The 17627-nt window shown below is 60.0% G+C and carries 15 protein-coding genes; 2 read left to right on the top strand and 13 right to left on the bottom strand.

The genetic code is table 11. From position 1 onward, the window contains the following. Positions 1 to 40: 40 nt before the first annotated feature. Positions 41 to 988, top strand: coding sequence for an alpha/beta hydrolase (locus tag JFT86_RS26800; protein WP_201239108.1), 948 nt, complete (start codon positions 41 to 43; stop codon positions 986 to 988). Positions 989 to 1099: 111 nt separating this feature from the next. Here JFT86_RS26800 and JFT86_RS26795 read toward each other — a convergent pair whose 3' ends face one another. The 10 genes from JFT86_RS26795 to pvdM form a co-directional block, all read right to left on the bottom strand. Beyond that, positions 1100 to 1390 carry a bacteriocin immunity protein gene (locus JFT86_RS26795; protein WP_242489580.1) on the bottom strand — a complete coding sequence of 97 codons (291 nt, stop codon included), beginning with the start codon at positions 1388 to 1390 and terminating at the stop codon, positions 1100 to 1102. Positions 1391 to 1546: 156 nt separating this feature from the next. Next, entirely contained in the window at positions 1547 to 1804 is a 258-nt protein-coding gene (locus JFT86_RS26790; RefSeq protein ID WP_201239107.1) for a bacteriocin immunity protein, read from the bottom strand. Continuing rightward, the gene (locus JFT86_RS29415; protein ID WP_347340328.1) at positions 1725 to 1925 is read right to left on the bottom strand and encodes a hypothetical protein; all 201 of its coding nucleotides are present in this window, start codon (positions 1923 to 1925) and stop codon (positions 1725 to 1727) included. Before JFT86_RS29415 ends, JFT86_RS26790 begins: the two co-directional genes overlap by 80 nt. Positions 1926 to 1951: 26 nt before the next feature. Beyond that, positions 1952 to 2242, bottom strand: a complete 291-nt coding sequence (locus JFT86_RS26785) for a bacteriocin immunity protein (protein ID WP_242489579.1) — start codon at positions 2240 to 2242, stop codon at positions 1952 to 1954. Positions 2243 to 2400: 158 nt separating this feature from the next. Next, positions 2401 to 2661: a bacteriocin immunity protein gene (locus tag JFT86_RS26780; RefSeq protein WP_201234038.1), complete on the bottom strand. Its 261-nt coding sequence runs from the start codon at positions 2659 to 2661 to the stop codon at positions 2401 to 2403. 414 nt (positions 2662 to 3075) lie between these two features. Beyond that, entirely contained in the window at positions 3076 to 5406 is a 2331-nt protein-coding gene (locus tag JFT86_RS26775) for a TonB-dependent receptor (RefSeq protein WP_242489583.1), read from the bottom strand. A gap of 250 nt (positions 5407 to 5656) precedes the next feature. After that, positions 5657 to 7306, bottom strand: a complete 1650-nt coding sequence (locus JFT86_RS26770; protein WP_201239105.1) for a cyclic peptide export ABC transporter — start codon at positions 7304 to 7306, stop codon at positions 5657 to 5659. A gap of 119 nt (positions 7307 to 7425) precedes the next feature. Beyond that, complete coding sequence (locus tag JFT86_RS26765; protein ID WP_201233935.1) at positions 7426 to 8319, bottom strand: formylglycine-generating enzyme family protein; 894 nt, start codon at positions 8317 to 8319, stop codon at positions 7426 to 7428. A 30-nt stretch (positions 8320 to 8349) separates the two neighbouring features. Then, the gene (locus JFT86_RS26760; RefSeq protein WP_201239104.1) at positions 8350 to 9630 is read right to left on the bottom strand and encodes an aminotransferase class V-fold PLP-dependent enzyme; all 1281 of its coding nucleotides are present in this window, start codon (positions 9628 to 9630) and stop codon (positions 8350 to 8352) included. 28 nt (positions 9631 to 9658) lie between these two features. After that, a complete protein-coding gene (pvdM, locus tag JFT86_RS26755; RefSeq protein ID WP_201239103.1) occupies positions 9659 to 11008 on the bottom strand; it encodes a pyoverdine-tailoring dipeptidase-like protein PvdM in 1350 nt (449 codons plus the stop codon). A gap of 221 nt (positions 11009 to 11229) precedes the next feature. Here pvdM and JFT86_RS26750 point away from each other — a divergent pair, with 221 nt between their 5' ends. Next, entirely contained in the window at positions 11230 to 12858 is a 1629-nt protein-coding gene (locus tag JFT86_RS26750; protein WP_201239102.1) for a PvdJ/PvdD/PvdP-like protein, read from the top strand. A 129-nt stretch (positions 12859 to 12987) separates the two neighbouring features. Here the strand turns inward: JFT86_RS26750 and JFT86_RS26745 are convergent, their stop codons facing one another. From JFT86_RS26745 to JFT86_RS26735, 3 genes are read right to left on the bottom strand one after another with little or no spacing between them, the layout of a single operon-like run. Beyond that, on the bottom strand, positions 12988 to 14382 hold the full coding sequence (locus JFT86_RS26745; protein ID WP_201239101.1) for an efflux transporter outer membrane subunit: 1395 nt from the start codon (positions 14380 to 14382) through the stop codon (positions 12988 to 12990). 7 nt (positions 14383 to 14389) lie between these two features. After that, the gene (locus tag JFT86_RS26740) at positions 14390 to 16363 is read right to left on the bottom strand and encodes a MacB family efflux pump subunit (RefSeq protein WP_201239100.1); all 1974 of its coding nucleotides are present in this window, start codon (positions 16361 to 16363) and stop codon (positions 14390 to 14392) included. Continuing rightward, complete coding sequence (locus tag JFT86_RS26735; protein ID WP_201239099.1) at positions 16364 to 17536, bottom strand: efflux RND transporter periplasmic adaptor subunit; 1173 nt, start codon at positions 17534 to 17536, stop codon at positions 16364 to 16366. Positions 17537 to 17627 lie beyond the last annotated feature (91 nt).

Below are 17627 nucleotides of genomic sequence, written 5' to 3'. Positions count from 1 at the left end.
GGGCGGTGTGCATTGCGCGCAGCGCCCCGGGATGTGATGCATGCCATTGAATTCGGAAGTAGCGGCGTTTCTTGATCTGGTCGAAGACAGTCAGAACGACGCGTTTCACCAAGGGACACCCGAGCAGGCGCGTGAGGCGTTCGAGCAGTCCTCGCAGCAGATGCGTTGGGCCGTGCCGGATGTCGACGTGAGCGAGGTGCAACATCGTGCCCGCGACGGCGCTGAACTGACCTTGCGGCTGTACCGTCCGTTGCAAAAGGGCGGTGTCTTGCCGGTGCTGCTGTTTTTGCACGGCGGTGGTTTTGTCGTCGGCAGCCTCGATTCCCACGACGGTATCTGCCGCGAGTTCTGCGCGCGCACGCCGTGTGCAGTGTTGTCGGTCGGCTACCGTCGCGCGCCGGAACACAAGTTCCCGGTGGCGTTGCACGATTGTGCCGATGCACTGGATTGGCTGCGCGAACAGGCTGATGAATTTGCTCTCGACCTGTCGCGTCTGGTGTTTGGCGGCGACAGCGTCGGCGCCACGCTGGCGACCGTGCTGGCGCTTGAGGCGCGCGCCCCCGGCGCGCTGAAACCGCGCCTGCAATTGCTCTGCTACCCGGTGACCGACGCCTCGCAGCGCCGTGAATCGATGGACTTGCTCGGCGAAGGCTACCTGCTGGAAAGCGATTCCCTGGAATGGTTCTACCAGCACTACGCCCGCAGCATCGAGGATCGCAGCGACTGGCGCTTCTCGCCACTGCTGAGCAACGACCTCGCCGGCGCCGCCCCGGCCTACATCGCCCTGGCAGGCTTCGACCCGCTGCTGGACGAAGGTCGCGCCTACGCCGAACGTTTGGCCAGCACCGGAGGATTGCTTGAATGCCGCGAATTCAGCGGCCACGTGCACGACTTCCTGCGCATGCGCATGATCACCGAAGAGGTGGAGGCGATCTATCAGGAACTGGTGAGCGTGCTGCGCACTGTGATGTATCCCGAAACGGTCTGATCCGCCCTGGCCGGATGTGTGCGCCCACACATCCGGCCATCAACATCCGTCCCTGTAGGAGCGAGCCTGCTCGCGAAGAGGCCGGTCCTGACAGCTTGTTTCAGGAACTGACTATTCCGGTTTGAAACCTGGTTTGCCGTTGGCGGCTCGCCATTCTTTGATGGTGTTTAAAACACCTTCTGGACTGTCCTCAACGCCTTCTTTTGGGTCATAAAGAACGCCGGTTCCATCAGGGTGTTGAGACGTGCGTAGGATGTTTTCAATGATGGCGTCATGTTCGCGCTCTGATGAATAATCTCCTTCGAACAGGCGACTAATCAGGGCTGAATATTCTGCCTCTGTATATTCCTCAAACTTGGCCTTCCATATCATTTTCAAATTATCTCTACCAATACCGGACAATATTGAACCCGTGGCGAGGGAGCTTGCTCCCGCTGGTCTGCGCAGCAGACCTGAGTCTGCACGCGCGGAGTGTCAGGCACACGTTGAACTCTGGTTTGCGACTGCAGCGCAGCCGAGCGGGAGCGAGCTCCCTCGCCACAGGGTTATGTTGGAACTCTATTCTGGTTTGAAATCAGGTTTGCCGTTGGCGGCTCGCCATTCCTTCACTTTGCTAACGATCGCTTCCGGGGTCGCCTCCTCGTCGGAGTCGGCGTAATAAATCATGTCCGAGCCGTGGGGGTGTTCAGTCAGCTCTTCAAATAACAGGACTGCGCGGACCTGTTCTTTTTCCGAGTCAAATTGCGCATTGCAAATTCCGGATACGAGCCGCAGAAAATCTGCTTCGGTGTAATCGGAAAGAATTGGTTTGTGCATTTAAATTTTTTCCCTTGTGGATTTCAGAGTGTTGTTTTGGTGTGGTGACTCTGATGTTTTCAATGTCGTAGACCTTGCCGCTTTTGGATATGTATTTCGTGTGGTGTAGTTTGAGATTAATCTGGGTGACAGTTTTTCAGGGAGTGACTATTCCGGTTTAAAAACTGGTTTATCGTTGGCGGCTCGCCATTCTTTGATGGCTTTTAGTACGCCGGCTGCGCTGTCCTCAATGCCTTCTTCGGGATAGTACAGAATGTCTATTTCATCCGGGTGTTCCGAAGTTTTTACGATGTTTTCTACAATGTCATCGTGTTCTTTCTCTGAACGGTAATTTCCTTGGAATAGCCGGTTTATAAGGCTGAGATATTCTGATTCTGTGTAGTGTTCAAATCTGGCCTTCAATACCATTTTCAAATTATCTCTACCAATACCGGACAATATTGAATCCGTGGCGAGGGAGCTTGCTCCCGCTGGTCTGCGTAGCAGACCTGAATTGCCATACGCGGAGCGTCAGGCAAACCTTGAACTCTGGTTTACGACTGCTGCGCAGCCGAGCGGGAGCAAGCTCCCTCGCCACAGGGTTAAGCTGGAACTGACTATTTTGGTTTGAAACCTGGTTTGCCGTTGGCGGCTCGCCATTCTTTGATGGCTTTTAAAACGCCTGCGGGACTGTCTTCAACGCCTTCTGCCGGGTAGTACAAAATCCCTGTTCCGTTTGGATGCTCTGAAGTCCGGACGATATTGTTTACAATTGCACCGTGCTCCCGCTCTGAGGAATAGTCTCCCTCCACCAAACGACTTATTAAGGCTGCATATTCTGACTCTGTGTATTCCTCAAACTTGGCCTTCAATACCATTTTCAAATTATCTCTCCCAGTGCCGTACAACATTGAACCTGTGGCGCTGTCGCAGTCGTGTGGACTGCCTCGGTCAATACGAACGGCGGTGGTTTTTGCATATTCATATCCTTTTGAATGTGCATTGTTTTTCGATAAGTAACGGGTAAGCAGTCAGTTGCTTCCTGCCAATCAAAGTTACAACGAAGTGCTTAGGGAAATATCCGAGTCGTCTGTAGGCGCTGACAGGAGATAAGGCGGGAGTTTTCGGCGAAAAGAGGGTTTCAGCGGATGCATCTTTTATGTAATCGGACGTTTCCTATGCAACGAAAGGAAATGCCTTTCAAAGCGCACGCCTTGTAGTCCGTTAAACCTTTACCCATAAAAAAAGCGCCCCGGTTTGGCCGGGGCGCTTTTTGTGTTGCGGTGGTTAAATCAGAACGTGTACTTGAAGCCGGTCATGATGTTGCGCGGTGCGCCGTACATGCCGTGGTCGCCGGCGTAGCTGAGGTATTCGCGGTCGAATACGTTGTTCAGGTTGACCGAGGCGCTGAGGTTTTTGCTGATGTCGTAGCGTGCCAGCAGGTTGGTGACGGCGTAGCTGCCTTGCTGGAAGGTGTGCAGGTCGGCACCGGTCTTGCTCTGCCAGTTCACGCCACCGCCAACGGTGACTTTGTCCAGAATGCCCGGCAGGCGATAGCTGGTGAAAGTCTTGAGGCTGTGACGGGGCAGGGTGGTGACGATGCGCTGGTCATCGGCATCGGTGCTGACCGCGTAGGCGTAACCGGCAGACGCTTGCCAGCCTTCGGCCAGTTCGCCATCGAGGGTGAGTTCCGCACCTTTGGTGGTGGTGCCCTGTTCGGATTTGTAGGTGTTGCCGCCTGGGGTGTCGATCCAGATCGCCAGGTTGTCCTGCTCGATCTTGAACAGCGCGAAGCTGGAGTTCAGCTTGCCATCGAAGTGGCTACCCTTGACGCCGACTTCGTAGCCGGTGCCTTCCATCGGGTCCAGAGGCTTTTTGTTGATGTCGCGAACCCACGACGATTGCGGGTTGAAGATCTTGGTGTAGCTGGCATACAGCGACCAGGTGTCGTTGACGTCGTAGACCACGCCCGCGTAAGGGATGTAGACGCCGGTTTCCGATTCCTTGGTCTTGGTTTCTGCACCGCCGTACGGCTTGTCTTCGATCTCGCGATGCCAGTCGACCACGCGGCTGCCGAGCAGGATGCTCAGGTCATCGGTGGCGCGCAGGCGGGTGGCCAGGTAAGCGGCGTATTGCGTTTCGTCGACGGTGGATTTGCCGGTGACGTTGAATTCGGGTTTGACCGAGTCGCCGTTCCAGTTCAGCAGGTTGTCGATGGCGCCGGCAGGGGAGGTGTTGTAGTCGTACTTCCAGCTGCCGTAGCTCGGCACGTTTTCGTAGTATTGGGACAGGGTCACACCGGCGATCAGCTCATGCTCGCGACCCAGCAGGCCGAACGGGCCGGTCAGGTAGGCGTCGATGTTGTTCTGGCGCGGGGTACCGGAGAAGCGCACCGGCAGTTGGGTCGTGCCGCTGCCGTCCGGGTTCAGGCCACCGTTGACGTAGTTGAAGACCTCGTCGAATTTGTTCTCGGAGTGAGTCAATTCAACCTTGCCGCTCCAGCCATTGCCGAATTGCTGCTCGATCGAGGTGAAGAAGCTGGTTTGTTCGTGGTCGTTGTAAGACCAGGTCTGCGCCGAGTTCAAGGAACGTTTGAGGTTGGTGCGCGAGCCGTCGGTGAAGCGGGTCGGCAGGCCCGAACGCATTGGCGAGTCGACGTCGGTGCGCTGGTAGCTGAAGCCCATCGTCAGCAAGGTGTCTTCGGTCAGGTCGAACTCAGTGATGCCATACATCAGTTGTGAATCTTGTTTGTAGCGGTCGACCCAGGACTGTTCAGTCTTGAAGTCGCCGACCAGACGGCCACGGATGTTGCCGGTTTCGGTCAACGGCCCGGAGACGTCGAAGCCGGTGCCGTAGCGATCCCAGTTGCCGGCTTCAGCGGTGACGCTGGCCTGAGCTTCGGCGGTCGGGCGCTTGCGGATCAGGTTGATGGTCGCCGAAGGGCTGCCCAGGCCGCTGATCAGACCGGTGGCACCACGCACCACTTCAACACGGTCGTACATCGCCATGCTCTGGGTGTAGTTGTCCATGCGCTTGACGGTCGGCACGCCGTCGATTTCGAAGTTCTGGATCTCGAAACCACGGGAGAAGTAACCGTCGGACTCTGCGCCCTGGCCGTCACGCAGCACGATGATGCCCGGTGTGGCGTCGAGGGTATCGCTGAGGTTGGTCAGGCGCTGGTCGTCGAGGCGCTGACGGGTCATGACGGTCAGCGACTGCGGGGTTTCCTTGGGTGTCAGGTTCAGACGCGTCGAACTACTGGATGAGTACGTGGTGTACAGCCCGGTGCCTTCAGTGGTCGACCCCGGCGCCTTGCCGGAAATCGATACCGCGCCCAGCTCCAGTGCGTTTCCCGCAGCTGCTCCGGTCGCCGGCACCAGCGAAACGGTGTTGCCGGTCAGTTGATAAGTCATGCCGCTCCCCAGCAGCAAGTTGTCCAGCGCCTGTTTCGGCTCCAGGTGACCGGAGACCGCACTCGATTTCAGGCCAGCCAGGGTTTCCGGGCTGTAGAGAATCTGCAGGTTGGCTTGTTGCCCAAGCTGTTGCAGTGCGCTGGACAGCGGTTGCGCAGGGACGTTGACGTCGACCGGCGTCGCTTGAGCCTGGGCGCTGCCCAACAGCATCAGCGTCAGCAGGGCACCTGACAGCACGGCGCCACGCGGATTGCGGCGGGAAATGGCTACAGCCAGAGGGGTGCGGGACAACTTTAAGGCTTGCATTTGCTCGGGATGCTCCTGAAGTGCGAGTGCAGTTTTATTAGTTAATGATAATTAGACGCAACACTGCGTAAAAACCGGAAAAAATCCCGCCAACCGCGAAAAACTCTGCTATCGCGTGAAGGCGGGATCAGCCCATCCCTGAGCGGTTGGCGTGTCAGGCCGGGTTGAGCGCGGTTTTGACTTTGCCGGCATCCATGCGCACCAACTGGTCGGCGACGTCGAAGTAACGGTCATCGTGGGAGATCACGATGATGGTCTTGCCCAGGCGTTTGAGGTCCGGCAGCAACTCGGTGTAGAAGATCCGGCGGAAGGTCGGGTCCTGATCCGCGGCCCATTCATCGAACACCAGCACCGGGCGTTCCTCCAGCCAGGCATTGACCAGCGCCAGACGCTTGCGCTGGCCCGTGGACAGGTCGGTGGTGGTGAAGCTGCCGTCCTGCACGCTGACCTTGTGGGCGATTTCCAGGCGTTGCAGGTATTTGTTGGCGTCGTCGGGAATGTGCGTATCGCCTTGCACCACGTCATCGAACAGGTAGTAGTCGGCAAAGACCGTGGTGAACAACTGGCGGTAATCGTCGCGTGTGAGGGCGGTCACGCACTCGCCGTTGAGGCGGATTTCGCCTTGCTGTGGCGGATACAGGCCCAGCAGCAGTTTGATCAGAGTGGTCTTGCCGCAGCCGTTTTCGCCGACGATGAACACGATGTCACCCTGTTCGATCTTCAGGTTCACCGGCCCCAGCGTGAACGGGTTGGCGTCGCCCACGGCCGGGAAGGCATAGCGCACGTCTTTGAGTTCCAGGCTCTGTACCGGCTCGGCTTTCTTGCCCTGATCGCTGAGCAACAGATGCGGCTCGGGCGAGGAGAACTGCGCCGACAGTTCGGCGATGCGGCGGAAGGCGATCTGTGCGCGGCTGACCACCGGCAAGGTACCGACCAGATGTTCCAGTGGACCTTTCATGTACAGCAGCACCAGGACGAAACCGCTCATCACGGTTTTGTCAGCGCTGGGCCAGAACGATTGCAGGGTCAGTGCCAGACCGATGACCACAAAGAACAGCATCGAGCCGAAACTCTTGGCAATCACGAAGGTGTTGATCGATTTGATCTGGGTCTTGCAGATGAAATCGGCAGTGCCCTTGATGCCGCTGTTGAACATGCGTTGGCGACGCGGGCGGTGAATGCGCAGTTCCTTGGCACCTTCGGCAATCGCGTTGTAGTGCTTTTGCAGTTCGTCTTCAGCATCACGGGCGGCGAAGAAACCTTTGATCCCGCGCCCTTGGGCGAAGTACTGAATGCCCGTGCCGATCAGGATCGCCACCACCATGATCAGGAACATTGGCCACGACAGCATCGCCAGATAACCCATGCAACCGAGGGTCACGGTCAGCGAGATGGCCAGTGGCGCGAAGGCGAAGGCGAAGTCGCTGATGGTGTCGACATCGTGGGTCAGCACCGGAATCAGGCGATGGCTGCGATAGCGTTCGATCTGCTCGATCGGTGCCGACAGGACTTTCTCGCCCAGTTGTTTGCGCAGGGTGGCGATGATGTGCTGGCCGACATAATTGGTGCCGATGTCCGAGCAGATCGAGCTGAGCAGCGCCAGCACACACAGGCCACCGAACAGCGCGACCACGCCTTGGGTCAGACCGGTTTCGGAGTGCAGCGCGTTGTTGATGGTGGCCAGCAGGACCGTGACACTCAGGCCACCGACCATACCCAGAATGACCGACAGTGCGACGACGAGCCGAAAAGGTTTGAGTAGGGTGAACAATTCATGAATTGCACCGCGCGTAGGCTGGGTCATGACAGGACAGTTCCTTGGGTCGTAAAGGCAGATACCCTGTAGAACGTCTGATCCGCTGCTTAATTTAGACGGTCGCCGACTGGCGGCGACCGGGGGGAGAGGAGAAGCGTTACTGCCGATTACAACTCACGCACGACACGGAAACCGATCCAGTCGCCGCGGGTCTTCGGATCAATGTCGTTGCGGTTGCCCGAACGGGAGAATACCGGCGCTTCACCCCAGTCATTGCCGCGAATGCGCAGGGTCTCGCAGTTGGGTTCCAGCCACGCGCTGCCGTCGGTTGGTGCACCTTTGTAGTCCGGGTGATAGCAGTCTTCGACCCACTCATAGACATTGCCGTGCATGTCGTACAGGCCAAAGGCGTTGGCCGGATAGCTGCCTGCCGGCGAGCTGAAACTGTAGCCGTCCGCCGGGCCGTAGGTGTTGGCGTGCTTGGCGATGCTGTAGCCCTTGCCCTCGTCGAACGGGAAGGGGAACGGTCCTTTGGAACCTGCACGGGCACCGTATTCACGCTGGGCTTCGCTGAGCATGCTGTAGGTCTGCCCGGTTTTTTTCGACAACCAGGCGACGTAGTTCTTGATGTCCTGGAAGTCCATGCATACCGCCGGCTGGCGCGGGGTTTGCGGGTAGCGCGGTTTGCTCGCGACGCACTCGCGACCGGGGCGCGTGTCACCGTTGGCGATCACCGCACCGCTCTCGCGAATGTAACTGTCCCATTCACCTGCAGTGATCTGGAAGCGGCTCATGGCGAAGGGTTTGGCGAAGGTCACTTCATGCATCGGTCCTTCGTCGGGTTCGCGTCCGACTTCATCCTCCGGTGTGCCCATGGTGAAGGTGCCGGCCGGCAGCACGACCATCTCCGGGCAGTCCTTGCAGTCCTTGAACACTTTGCCAGCAGCAGGGGCGGTTGCGGCCTGGGCGGCGCTCGGCAGCAGGCCGCTCATGAGGGCGGCGAGGGCCAGTGCCTTGAGCGCCTTGGCGCCGAGGGCAGGGGTCAACAGATCACGTTTCATGAGTCATCTCGTCTAAAGGAAAGCGGGGCGTCACAGCTGTTTGTTGAGCACGGCCATGAAACGCTCGATGTCGTTTTCGCTGTTCAGCAGGCCGGGTGCGATGCGGATCACCGGGCCGACGTCGCGCTCCACCGCGTCGCATACCACGCGGTTTTGCATGAGTTGAGCGGCGACCTGATCGCAATCGCGATCCTTGATCCGGAAGAAGGTGAAGCCGGCAGACAGATCGCTGCTGCGCGGTGTTACCAGTTCAATCGAACGGTGTTCCAGCAAGCGGTTTTTGGCGTAGGTATTGAGTTCGTGAATACGCGTTTGCACCTCGCGCTTGCCCAGCGTCAGATGCAGCTTGAACGCTTCGTCCAGCGCCCAGCGGTGCTCGAAACTGTGATACCCGCCGGGGGTCATGATGGTCGAGAACGTGGTGGCTTCGGAGAAGGTCGGGATGGTCGGGGTGACGTCCTTCAGTTCGCTGGAGCGTGCGCAAATAAGTCCGGTGCCGCGCGGGCCGAACATCCACTTGTGGGTACCGGCGATAAAGAAATCGCAATGCATGTCGGGGAAGTCGAGGTCATCGACACCAAAGCCGTGCACGCCATCGACGACGTAGAGGATGCGATCCTTTTCCTCGCGCTGGCGATTGTGCTGGTCCACCAGTTTGCCGATCTCGCCGATCGGCAGCTTCACGCCGCTGCCCGATTGCACCCAAGTCATGCCCAATACGCGGGTTTCAGGGCGAATGCCTTTGTCGATACGGGTCAGTATTTCGTCGACGGACACCGTTGCGCTGCTGTCGAACAACTTCAGTTTGCGCACCTTGACGTCATCTTTCTGCTGGCGATAAGCCAAGGTGTAATTGGTCGCGTAGTGCTCATGTTCGGTGGTGAGGATTTCCTGATCGGCGCGCACATGAATGCCGCCATAGATAAGCGCCAGACCTTCGGTGGTGCTGCCGGTCAGGGCGATCTGCTCAGGCTTGGCCTTGAGGTAGCGACCGGCCCATTCGCGCACGGCTTGCTCGCGCTTTTCGGTTTCACCCAGATCCCAATCCATCGCGCGACCGGGATTGCGGTCGAGGGTCACGCGGTAACGCTCGATGGCTTCTCGCACCGGGCGCGGATGGGAGGTCACGAGGAAGTTGGCGAAATGCAGGTAATCCGGGTCCTGATCGAACAACTGGCGCAGTTGTGCCCATTTGTTCCCGCCGATCGGTTGTGGATTGGCGGCGCGGGCCGGCAGGTTGACGGCAGCGCCCAGGGGCAGGCCGGCGGCAAGAATGCCGGCTTGTTTGAGAAAAGAACGACGGTTGGTCATGAGGTCTGATCGCTTGTTCGAAGAGGTGTCAGCGGTTGACGAGAGGCTTGGAAGATTTTTGCACTTGTTCCCAGACCCGCAAGAAGTTGCCGCCCCACAATTTGGCGATGTCGGCCTCGCTGTAGCCACGGGAGATCAACTCGGCGGTCACGTTGCGTGCTTCGCTGACGTCCTTCCAGCCATCCAGACCGCCGCCATCGTTGAAGTCGGAACTGATGCCGACATGGTCGATGCCGATTTTCTTCACGGCGTAATCGATTGCGTCACCGAGGTCCTTGAGGTTGGCCTTGGGTTCTTCGTCGACGATTGCGTAGAGCTGGCCGGCGTACTCGCCAAAGCGTTGTTCCGGCCATACGGTGATGATCGGGTCACCAGGCATCAGCGCCATCTCCAGGCCCTGCAGTGGCTGCAGATCAAACCTGGCACGCAGTGCGTTGAGCTTGTCCTGCGTTGTTTGGCTCAGGGGGCGCAAGTAGGTCGGGAAACCGACAATTTGCACAACGCCACCACTGTTCTTGATCAGTTGCATTTCCTGGTCGCTGATATTGCGCGGGATATCCACCAGTGCCCGTGGCGCCGAGTGGGATGCCACGATCGGTGCGCGACTCAGTTGCGCGACCTGTTCCAGTGCCTTGGTCGACATCTGCGAGACATCGATGATGACGCCCAGATCATTGAGGCGATGCACGGCCTGTTTGCCGATGTCCGACAGACCGCCGAGCGCATCGCGGGTGTCATTGAAAAACGGCAGTGGTCGCGAGGAGTCGGCCCAGTCGTTGTTGCCCACGTAACTGAAACCGAACATGCGCATGCCACGTGCGGCCCACTTGTCCAGAGCGTTGAGGTCGTTGCCCAGTGGATAGGCGTTGAGCATGCTCATGAAAATCGCAAACTTGCCTTCGCCATGCAGACGGCGGAAATCGTCCGGGCTGTAGGCGATGGCGACCTGATTGGGGAAGTCGCGCACCAGGGTGCTGATGATCTTGTAGCGGGTTTCCTGTTCGAAGCGTGCTTCTTCGACAAACCCGGCGGTCGGACGGTGGGGGGCGTTGGCGCCGTTCCAGATTTCCGGCCAGCCGAAGATCGTCAGGGCGGCACCGGACAGGCGCCCGCGGGCTGTTTTTACCAGATCGAACTGGCCGCTGCCATCCTTGTCGGCTTCGTTGCCGGCGGTGCCGAAATCCAGCGGCACGGTGATGTGGCTATCGAAGGAAATGATGCGGTCCTGCAACTCATCGGCTTGCTGCATGACTTTGACCGGGTAGCCGGGGTTGTCCTTGAACCAGTGTTCCCAAACCGCAAAACCTGCGGCGGCACTGATCGCCAGGGCCAGCGGCAGGCCGATGTAAAGAGCCTTTTTCGAACGTGGTTTTGTCATTGCCATCTCAGTCAGGTTCGCCGTCGAGGTGCAGGCGCAAGGGCCTTCGCTATCTGGGTGGAACGACTGGGCTGCCGGGTAATTTAGGTCTGGCTGAAAAGAACGCGCGCGATGCAGGAACTGCCGAAGGCTGCGATCTTTTCAGGACGGCATAAATTTACCTCTGCAACAAACGTTCTAGCTTGGATAAAGCCTGCTTCATGGCTGACACAGGTAGGGCAATGAAGATTTCTCGACGATGGTTCATGGCGGGCCTGGCACTGACCGGCGCCGCTGTGCCTGCAGCGTATTTTGGGCATCGTGAATGGACGAAGCCGGATCCGACGATCACCCCGGGTGAGGCGTCGTTCGACGTCGCGGATGTCGCCGGGCAACGCCTGGCGGATGCGCTGCGCGGTGTCTGGCAGATTCGTTTCGAGGGTCATGATGCCGGTATCGCGGGTTTGCCCGGAGAAGGTCTGGAAGTGTTTCTCGATGTTGCCCACAAAGGGCGCGGCGTCATCGGTTTTCTCGACACGGCCGAGCGCTTGCGTTCGTCTCAGGCGCCGCGCTATCGAATTCTCGCGGACCTCGCCGATGTCAAAACCTCGCAGTTGAGTTGGCGTCTGGTCAGCCTGTCCGCAGCCGACGGTGCACCGGACTACGAATTCAGCATGGCGCTGGATGAGGTCTGGGGCGGTTTCGGCAACGCCGGCAGCGGCAGCCTCAGCGGACGCGTCCTCAACCTTGATCGCCCCTTGATGCTGCCGGCGCAGGACAACCGTTTTATTGCCATCAAACGCGTATTTCCCGAGGCACGCGAGCGCGCAGGGTTGAACCCGACGTTGCTGGCCTGGCTGATTTCTCCTGAGCACCGCTTGTTCCATCAGCTCTGGCACGCCAGCCGCGACAAGTGGCATACCTTGAGCGAGGAAAAACGCGGCGCCCTGCGCGGTATCGGCTGGCAGCCCGGCCCGCGTGACAAGGAGCGCGACGCCCGTGGTCCGCGCAAGGACCGCAATGGCTCGGGTATCGATTTCTTTTTCATGCACCGGCACATGCTGGGCACGGCGCGTTCAATGCAGGATCTGCCGTCGTGGCAGCATTTTCCGCTGCCGCAGCCGGAGTTGATCCGTGATCGCCAGGGTTTTGCCGATTATTTCGACAATCACGACGGCACTTCACTGCCGCCGACCTGGCTGGCCGAGGACGATGACGAATACTCGCAATGGGTCAGCGACATCAAGACGGCCGAGACTTATCACAGTAATTTCCTGGTGTGGGAATCGCGCTACCGTGACCCGCGCTACCTGGCCAGGCTGACCTTGGGGCAGTTCGGTTCGGAAGTCGAACTGGGGCTGCACGACTGGCTGCACATGCGCTGGGCGTCAGTACCACGGGACCCGTCCAATGGCCATCCGGTACCGTTCGCGCGCGATCCGGCAGATTTTTCCGCGCGTTGGTACGCCGCTGAAAACGACTTCCTGGGCGATCCGTTTTCCTCCCATGTCAGCCCGGTGTTCTGGCACTTTCACGGCTGGATCGATGATCGCCTGGAAGACTGGTTTCGCGCGCACGAACGCTTCCATCCGGGCGAAGTCAGTCGCTTGCAGGTCAATGGTGTGCCGTGGTTTGCACCGGGGCGCTGGGTTGAAGTCGCCGATCCGTGGCTCGGGCCGAGCACTCACGGCTGCAGCACGGTGCCGGGCCTGCAACCGGGCAAGTCAGTGGAGATGGATCCGGAAACCATGAAGCTGGCGCTGCGCATTACCTTCAGCGATGACGAAAAGGTGTTGTCGTCGTTGTTTCGCAAGGTGCCGCAGCGCCCTTGGTATGCGCGCCATCTGAAACCCAAACAGACTTCGGCCTGAGGCCGCGTCATCGTTCTTGGCGAGCAGGCTCGCTCCCGCAGGTTTTTGTGCTGACCCGTAGTTAGCGGCAGCACCCCTGAACACTGTGGGAGCGAGCTTGCTCGCGAATGGGTTTGACCGGCAGAGAACTTACAGCGCCTGCCACCCACCCCCAAGCGCCTTGTACAACGCAATGCTTGCCTGCATTCGCGACAATCTCAACTGCACATTCAAGTCCTGCGCGGCGTACAACGTGCGTTGGGTTTCCAGCACTGTCAGCAAGTCTTCGGCACCGGCCTGGTAGCGGCTCTGGGCGATGTCGAACGCGGTCTGCGCTTGCCGCAGTTCTTCGCTCTGCCACTGCCGCTGTTCGTCGAGGCCGCGAATGCTGTTCAAGGCTTTTTCGACATCGGCGAAGCCGTTGATGATCGCACCACGATAATTCTGCAGCAGTTCTTCCTGGCGAGCGGTCGCCTTGTCACGCTCTGCGCCGAGGCGACCATTATTGAAGATTGGCCCGATCAATCCGGCAGTAAGGTTGTAGAAGGGGCTGCGTAGAACGTCGCGGAACTGGTCTGCCCCCGAGCCGATATCGGCACTGAGGGTGACGGTGGGCAGCATGGCGGCGCGGGCAACGTTGACGTCGGCTTCGGCGGCAGCCAGTTGCGCTTCGGCGCGGGCGATGTCCGGGCGTCGATCGAGCAGATCGCTTGGCACGCCGGCGGCGATTCCCGGCCATTGCAATTGATCGAACGATTCACGGTTCAGTGCAAGTTCCTGAACGGGTCGACCGAGCAGCGCCGCGAGGCTGATCGAAGCGTCTCGGGCTTGTTGCTGCACCAGCGGCAATTGTCGTTGTTGGGCGGCCACCAGGCTTTTCTGCTGAGCCAGTTCCAGGGCGGTGGCCGAGCCTGAGTCAAAACGCGTTTGCACCAGTTTCAGCACGCTTTGTGCGTTGGCCAGATTGAGTTCGGCAATGCGGCTCTGCTCGCGCAGCGACAAGGTTTGCGCATAGGTGTCGGCGACACTGCCGAACAGCGTCAGCTCCACCGTGGCACGGTCGAACTCGCTGGTCTGCAAGGCAAATTGCGCACTGTCGCGCGACGCCTGTTTGCCACCCCAAAAGTCGATTTCGTAACTGGCATTCAGATTGGCGTCGAAATAATCCACAGCCTTGTTACTGCTGTCGGCGTCCAGTTGACTGTAGCCGTTGCCACGGAGCAGTTTCTGCCGATTGGCATTGAGCGAGGCCTGCACCTCAGGCAATTGAGAGCCGCCGGCGATCACGGTGCCGGCCTGGGCCTGGCGTACCCGGGCCATGGCGGCGGCGAGGTCGAAACTGCCGGCGCGCGCCTGTTCGATCAGACGATCAAGCTCTGGGCTGCCAAACTGCGTCCACCATTGCGGGTTGTTGCGAGCACTGCTGGCAGTAGGCGCTGACTGCCACGCGGCAGGAGGCTGCAAGCTGCTGTCCGGGCGCTGGAGGGGACTGCCGCAAGCGCTGAGAATCAGGCATACGGTCAACAAACTGAGGCGCGGTTTCATAGATCGATCATTCGCTGGTAAGGGCCGTGACCGGGTCGAGCCGGGCAGCTTTGCGGGCCGGCATGAAGCCGAAGACAACACCGGTGACAAGCGCGCAGCCAAAAGCACCGAGCACCGCCAGTAACGAGAAGGCGACCGCGACGTCGCTGAGGATCAGCACGCCGCCGACGAGTAACGCCAAGGCAATTCCGGCGATCCCGCCGACCACCGAGAGCATCACGGCTTCGGTGAGGAACTGACGCAGGATGTCGCGCTGACGCGCACCGGTGGCCATGCGAATACCGATCTCGCGGGTGCGTTCACGCACGGTCATCAGCATGATGTTCATCACGCCGATACCGCCGACCAGCAGCGAAATCGCGGCAATCGAACCGAGCATCAGGGACAGGGTGTTTTGCGTGCGCGCCTCGGCCTGGATCATCGCGGCGTTGTTGGTCAGTTCGAAATCTTTCTTGCCGTTGTGCAGACGCAGCATCATCCGCTCGATGTCCTGCTCGGTTTCCTTGACCCTGCGCGCATCGGCGGCGGCGATGGCGACGTACTCCGGGTTATAGGTGCCAAACAGGCGCGTGCTGGCGGCGGAGTAGGGAATGGCAATGCGGTCGTCGCTGTCGGAATCGCCAGAGCTGGAACCCTTTTCCGCGAGAACCCCGACCACTTGAAAGGGCACGTTTTCAATCAGAATGTACTGCCCGATAGGGTTGGCAACATCCTTGAGCAACTTGCTTCGGACTTTGTGCCCGATGACGGCGACCGCAGCGCCACTGGCTTCGTCGGCAGCGGTGAAGTAAGTGCCTTCAACCACTGGCCAATTGAAAATCTTCGGGAAATTGGTGTCATTGCCGCCCACGTAACTGTTGTGGTCGAGATTGCCGAAACGCACTACGGCTTCGGCGCCGTTGACGGGCATGATCTGCTTGATCAGCGGCAGGGTGGCGAGCACGGCGAGGTCGTCGAGGGTGATGATGCCCTGCGGAGCCCGCGGGTGCGGAGGGACGCCGCCCAGATAAATGATGTTCGAGCCGAACGCGCCCATTTGCGCCATGACCTGACGCTTGCTGCCTTCGCCGACCGCCAGCATCACCACCACCGAAGCCACGCCGATGATGATCCCGAGCAAGGTCAGGGCGGTACGGAAGCGGTTGATCCACATCACTCGCCACGCGGCGTGCAAGGCGTCCACCAGCTCGCCTTTCCAGGCGCCGGTGGCTTCGGCGCCCTCGCTCAGACGCTTGCGCAGATCCACCGCTTGCAGCGCGCCGGGGTTGGCACTGGTCTGGGCGTGGGGATTTTCGCGGGCGCTGTCGCTGATGATCAGGCCATCGCTGATTTCGATGATGCGCTTGGCACGGGCCGCGACTTCGCGATCGTGGGTGATGAGGATCACCACATGGCCCTGGCTCGCCAGTTCGTCGAGCAGCGCCATGACTTCCTTGCCGCTGTGGCTGTCGAGGGCGCCGGTCGGTTCGTCGGCGAGAATGATGTGGCCGCCGTTCATCAAAGCGCGGGCAATCGATACCCGCTGTTGCTGGCCGCCGGAGAGCTGATGCGGACGGTTGCCGGTGCGTGAGGCCAGGCCGAGCCGGTCGAGGAGGGCGGCGGCGCGGGCATGACGCTCGGCTGCGGGAGTGCCGGCGTAGATGGCCGGCATTTCGACATTTTCCTGGGCGGAGCCGGAAGGGATCAGGTGATAGCCTTGGAACACAAATCCAAAGGCTTCGCGACGCAGCCAGGCCAGCTCGTCGCTGTCCAGACCGGCGACGTTTTCCCCGGCGAAACGGTATTCGCCGGACGTGGGTCGGTCGAGGCAGCCGAGGATGTTCATCAGCGTCGATTTGCCGGAGCCGGACGCGCCGACAATCGCCACGAATTCGCCGGCGTGGATCGACAGGTCGATCCCGCGCAGTACGTGAACTTCAGGCGCGTCGCCGCCACCGTAGGATTTGCGGATGTCCTGCAGGTCGATCAGGGGCGTTTGCATTCAACCACCACTGCCGTCGGCCGGGCCGATCAGCAGGTGATCGCCTTCACTCAGGCCGTCGAGAATCTGTACCTTGAGTCGATCGCTGATGCCGGTGCGCACTTCGCGGGATTCGATTTTGCCGTTGGCGGCAACCACCTGCGCGGTCTGCAGGTTGGCGTTGTCGCTGCCTTGCAGAGCCGCCACCGGGGCGGTGAGGACATCCCTGGCCTGATTGGCGACGAAGAACACCTGGGTAGTCATCTCCGCCATCAGTGCGTTGTCGGCGTTATCGACGTCGAGCAAAACCGTGTAAAGCACCACGCGAGCGCTGCCGCTTTTGCTGCTGCTGGCCGGGCTGCCGCCGCCCTGGCTGGTTTGATCAAGGGGTTTGGGCGGTACCGGCAGAATCTGCCGCACTGTGCTGCTCCAGCGCCGATTGCCGCCGCTGAGGGTGGTGAAGTAAGCGGTCATGCCCGGTTTGACGTGGCCGATGTCGGCCTCGGAAACCTCTGCCCACACGGTCATTGGCGACAGTTTGGCGATGCGCAGAATCAGCGGCGTTTGCTGTTGCGCGTTGAGTGTCTGGCCTTCGCGGGCATCGAGGGCGACCACGGTACCGGCCATTGGTGCGTAAATCCGCGTGTAACCGAGTTCGGCCTGATCGCTGCGCAGACTGGCTTCGGCCTGGCGGATCTGCGCCTGAAACATGTCGATGCGTGCCTGCGTGGCTTTCAGTTCGGCGCGAGCGGTCTGTACGTCTTCTTCTCGGGTTGCACCGCCGGCCGCGAGGTTTTGCTGGCGCTGATATTTCTGTTGCGCCAATTCATGTTGCGCGCGTTGTTCCTGCAATTGCGCCTTGAGGTTCTCGATCGAGAAGCGGCCGGCGTCGAGCTTGGCCTTTTGCGTCGATGGATCGATTTCCACCAGCAATTGGCCTTCCTTGACCACGTCGCCGACTTCGACATGGATCTTCTGGATCTGCCCGGAGGCCTGCGCGCCGACGTCTACGTAACGGCGTGGTTGTAACGTGCCGAGTGCGGTGACGCTGCTTTCGATATCGCCACGGCTCACTTGCACGGTGGCGAACTTATCCCGGCCCGGCGGCAGCATTTGCCACGCGGCATAGCCGACAACAGGGATCAGACAGAGGACTACGAGCAGGGCGCGTCGGGCGGGGCGGGGACGTTTCATGCAGGGTTCCGGCCAGTGGAATTCGGCCCGTCGTTCGGCTGGCACACAGTTTCGGGCAGCGCTGAACGCTGTCGCAGGGCGCGACAGACAC

It is taken from the genome of Pseudomonas sp. TH06 (assembly GCF_016651305.1).
Classification (GTDB): domain Bacteria; phylum Pseudomonadota; class Gammaproteobacteria; order Pseudomonadales; family Pseudomonadaceae; genus Aquipseudomonas.
The sequence above is the reverse complement of the archived record's forward strand: the minus strand, read 5'-3'. Positions and strand labels throughout refer to the sequence as shown.

What these genes read in the sequence shown, in the direction of transcription:
- JFT86_RS26790 (WP_201239107.1), bottom strand. Translation starts at nt 1,804, where the DNA reads ATGCACAAACCAATTCTTTCCGATTACACCGAAGCAGATTTTCTGCGG.
- JFT86_RS26765 (WP_201233935.1), bottom strand. Translation starts at nt 8,319, where the DNA reads ATGAAACGTGATCTGTTGACCCCTGCCCTCGGCGCCAAGGCGCTCAAG.
- JFT86_RS26775 (WP_242489583.1), bottom strand. Translation starts at nt 5,406, where the DNA reads ATGCTGTTGGGCAGCGCCCAGGCTCAAGCGACGCCGGTCGACGTCAAC.
- JFT86_RS26740 (WP_201239100.1), bottom strand. Translation starts at nt 16,363, where the DNA reads ATGCAAACGCCCCTGATCGACCTGCAGGACATCCGCAAATCCTACGGT.
- pvdM (WP_201239103.1), bottom strand. Translation starts at nt 11,008, where the DNA reads ATGACAAAACCACGTTCGAAAAAGGCTCTTTACATCGGCCTGCCGCTG.
- JFT86_RS26760 (WP_201239104.1), bottom strand. Translation starts at nt 9,630, where the DNA reads ATGACCAACCGTCGTTCTTTTCTCAAACAAGCCGGCATTCTTGCCGCC.
- JFT86_RS26735 (WP_201239099.1), bottom strand. Translation starts at nt 17,536, where the DNA reads ATGAAACGTCCCCGCCCCGCCCGACGCGCCCTGCTCGTAGTCCTCTGT.
- JFT86_RS26780 (WP_201234038.1), bottom strand. Translation starts at nt 2,661, where the DNA reads ATGGTATTGAAGGCCAAGTTTGAGGAATACACAGAGTCAGAATATGCA.
- JFT86_RS26800 (WP_201239108.1), top strand. Translation starts at nt 41, where the DNA reads ATGCCATTGAATTCGGAAGTAGCGGCGTTTCTTGATCTGGTCGAAGAC.
- JFT86_RS26750 (WP_201239102.1), top strand. Translation starts at nt 11,230, where the DNA reads ATGAAGATTTCTCGACGATGGTTCATGGCGGGCCTGGCACTGACCGGC.
- JFT86_RS26770 (WP_201239105.1), bottom strand. Translation starts at nt 7,306, where the DNA reads ATGACCCAGCCTACGCGCGGTGCAATTCATGAATTGTTCACCCTACTC.
- JFT86_RS26745 (WP_201239101.1), bottom strand. Translation starts at nt 14,382, where the DNA reads ATGAAACCGCGCCTCAGTTTGTTGACCGTATGCCTGATTCTCAGCGCT.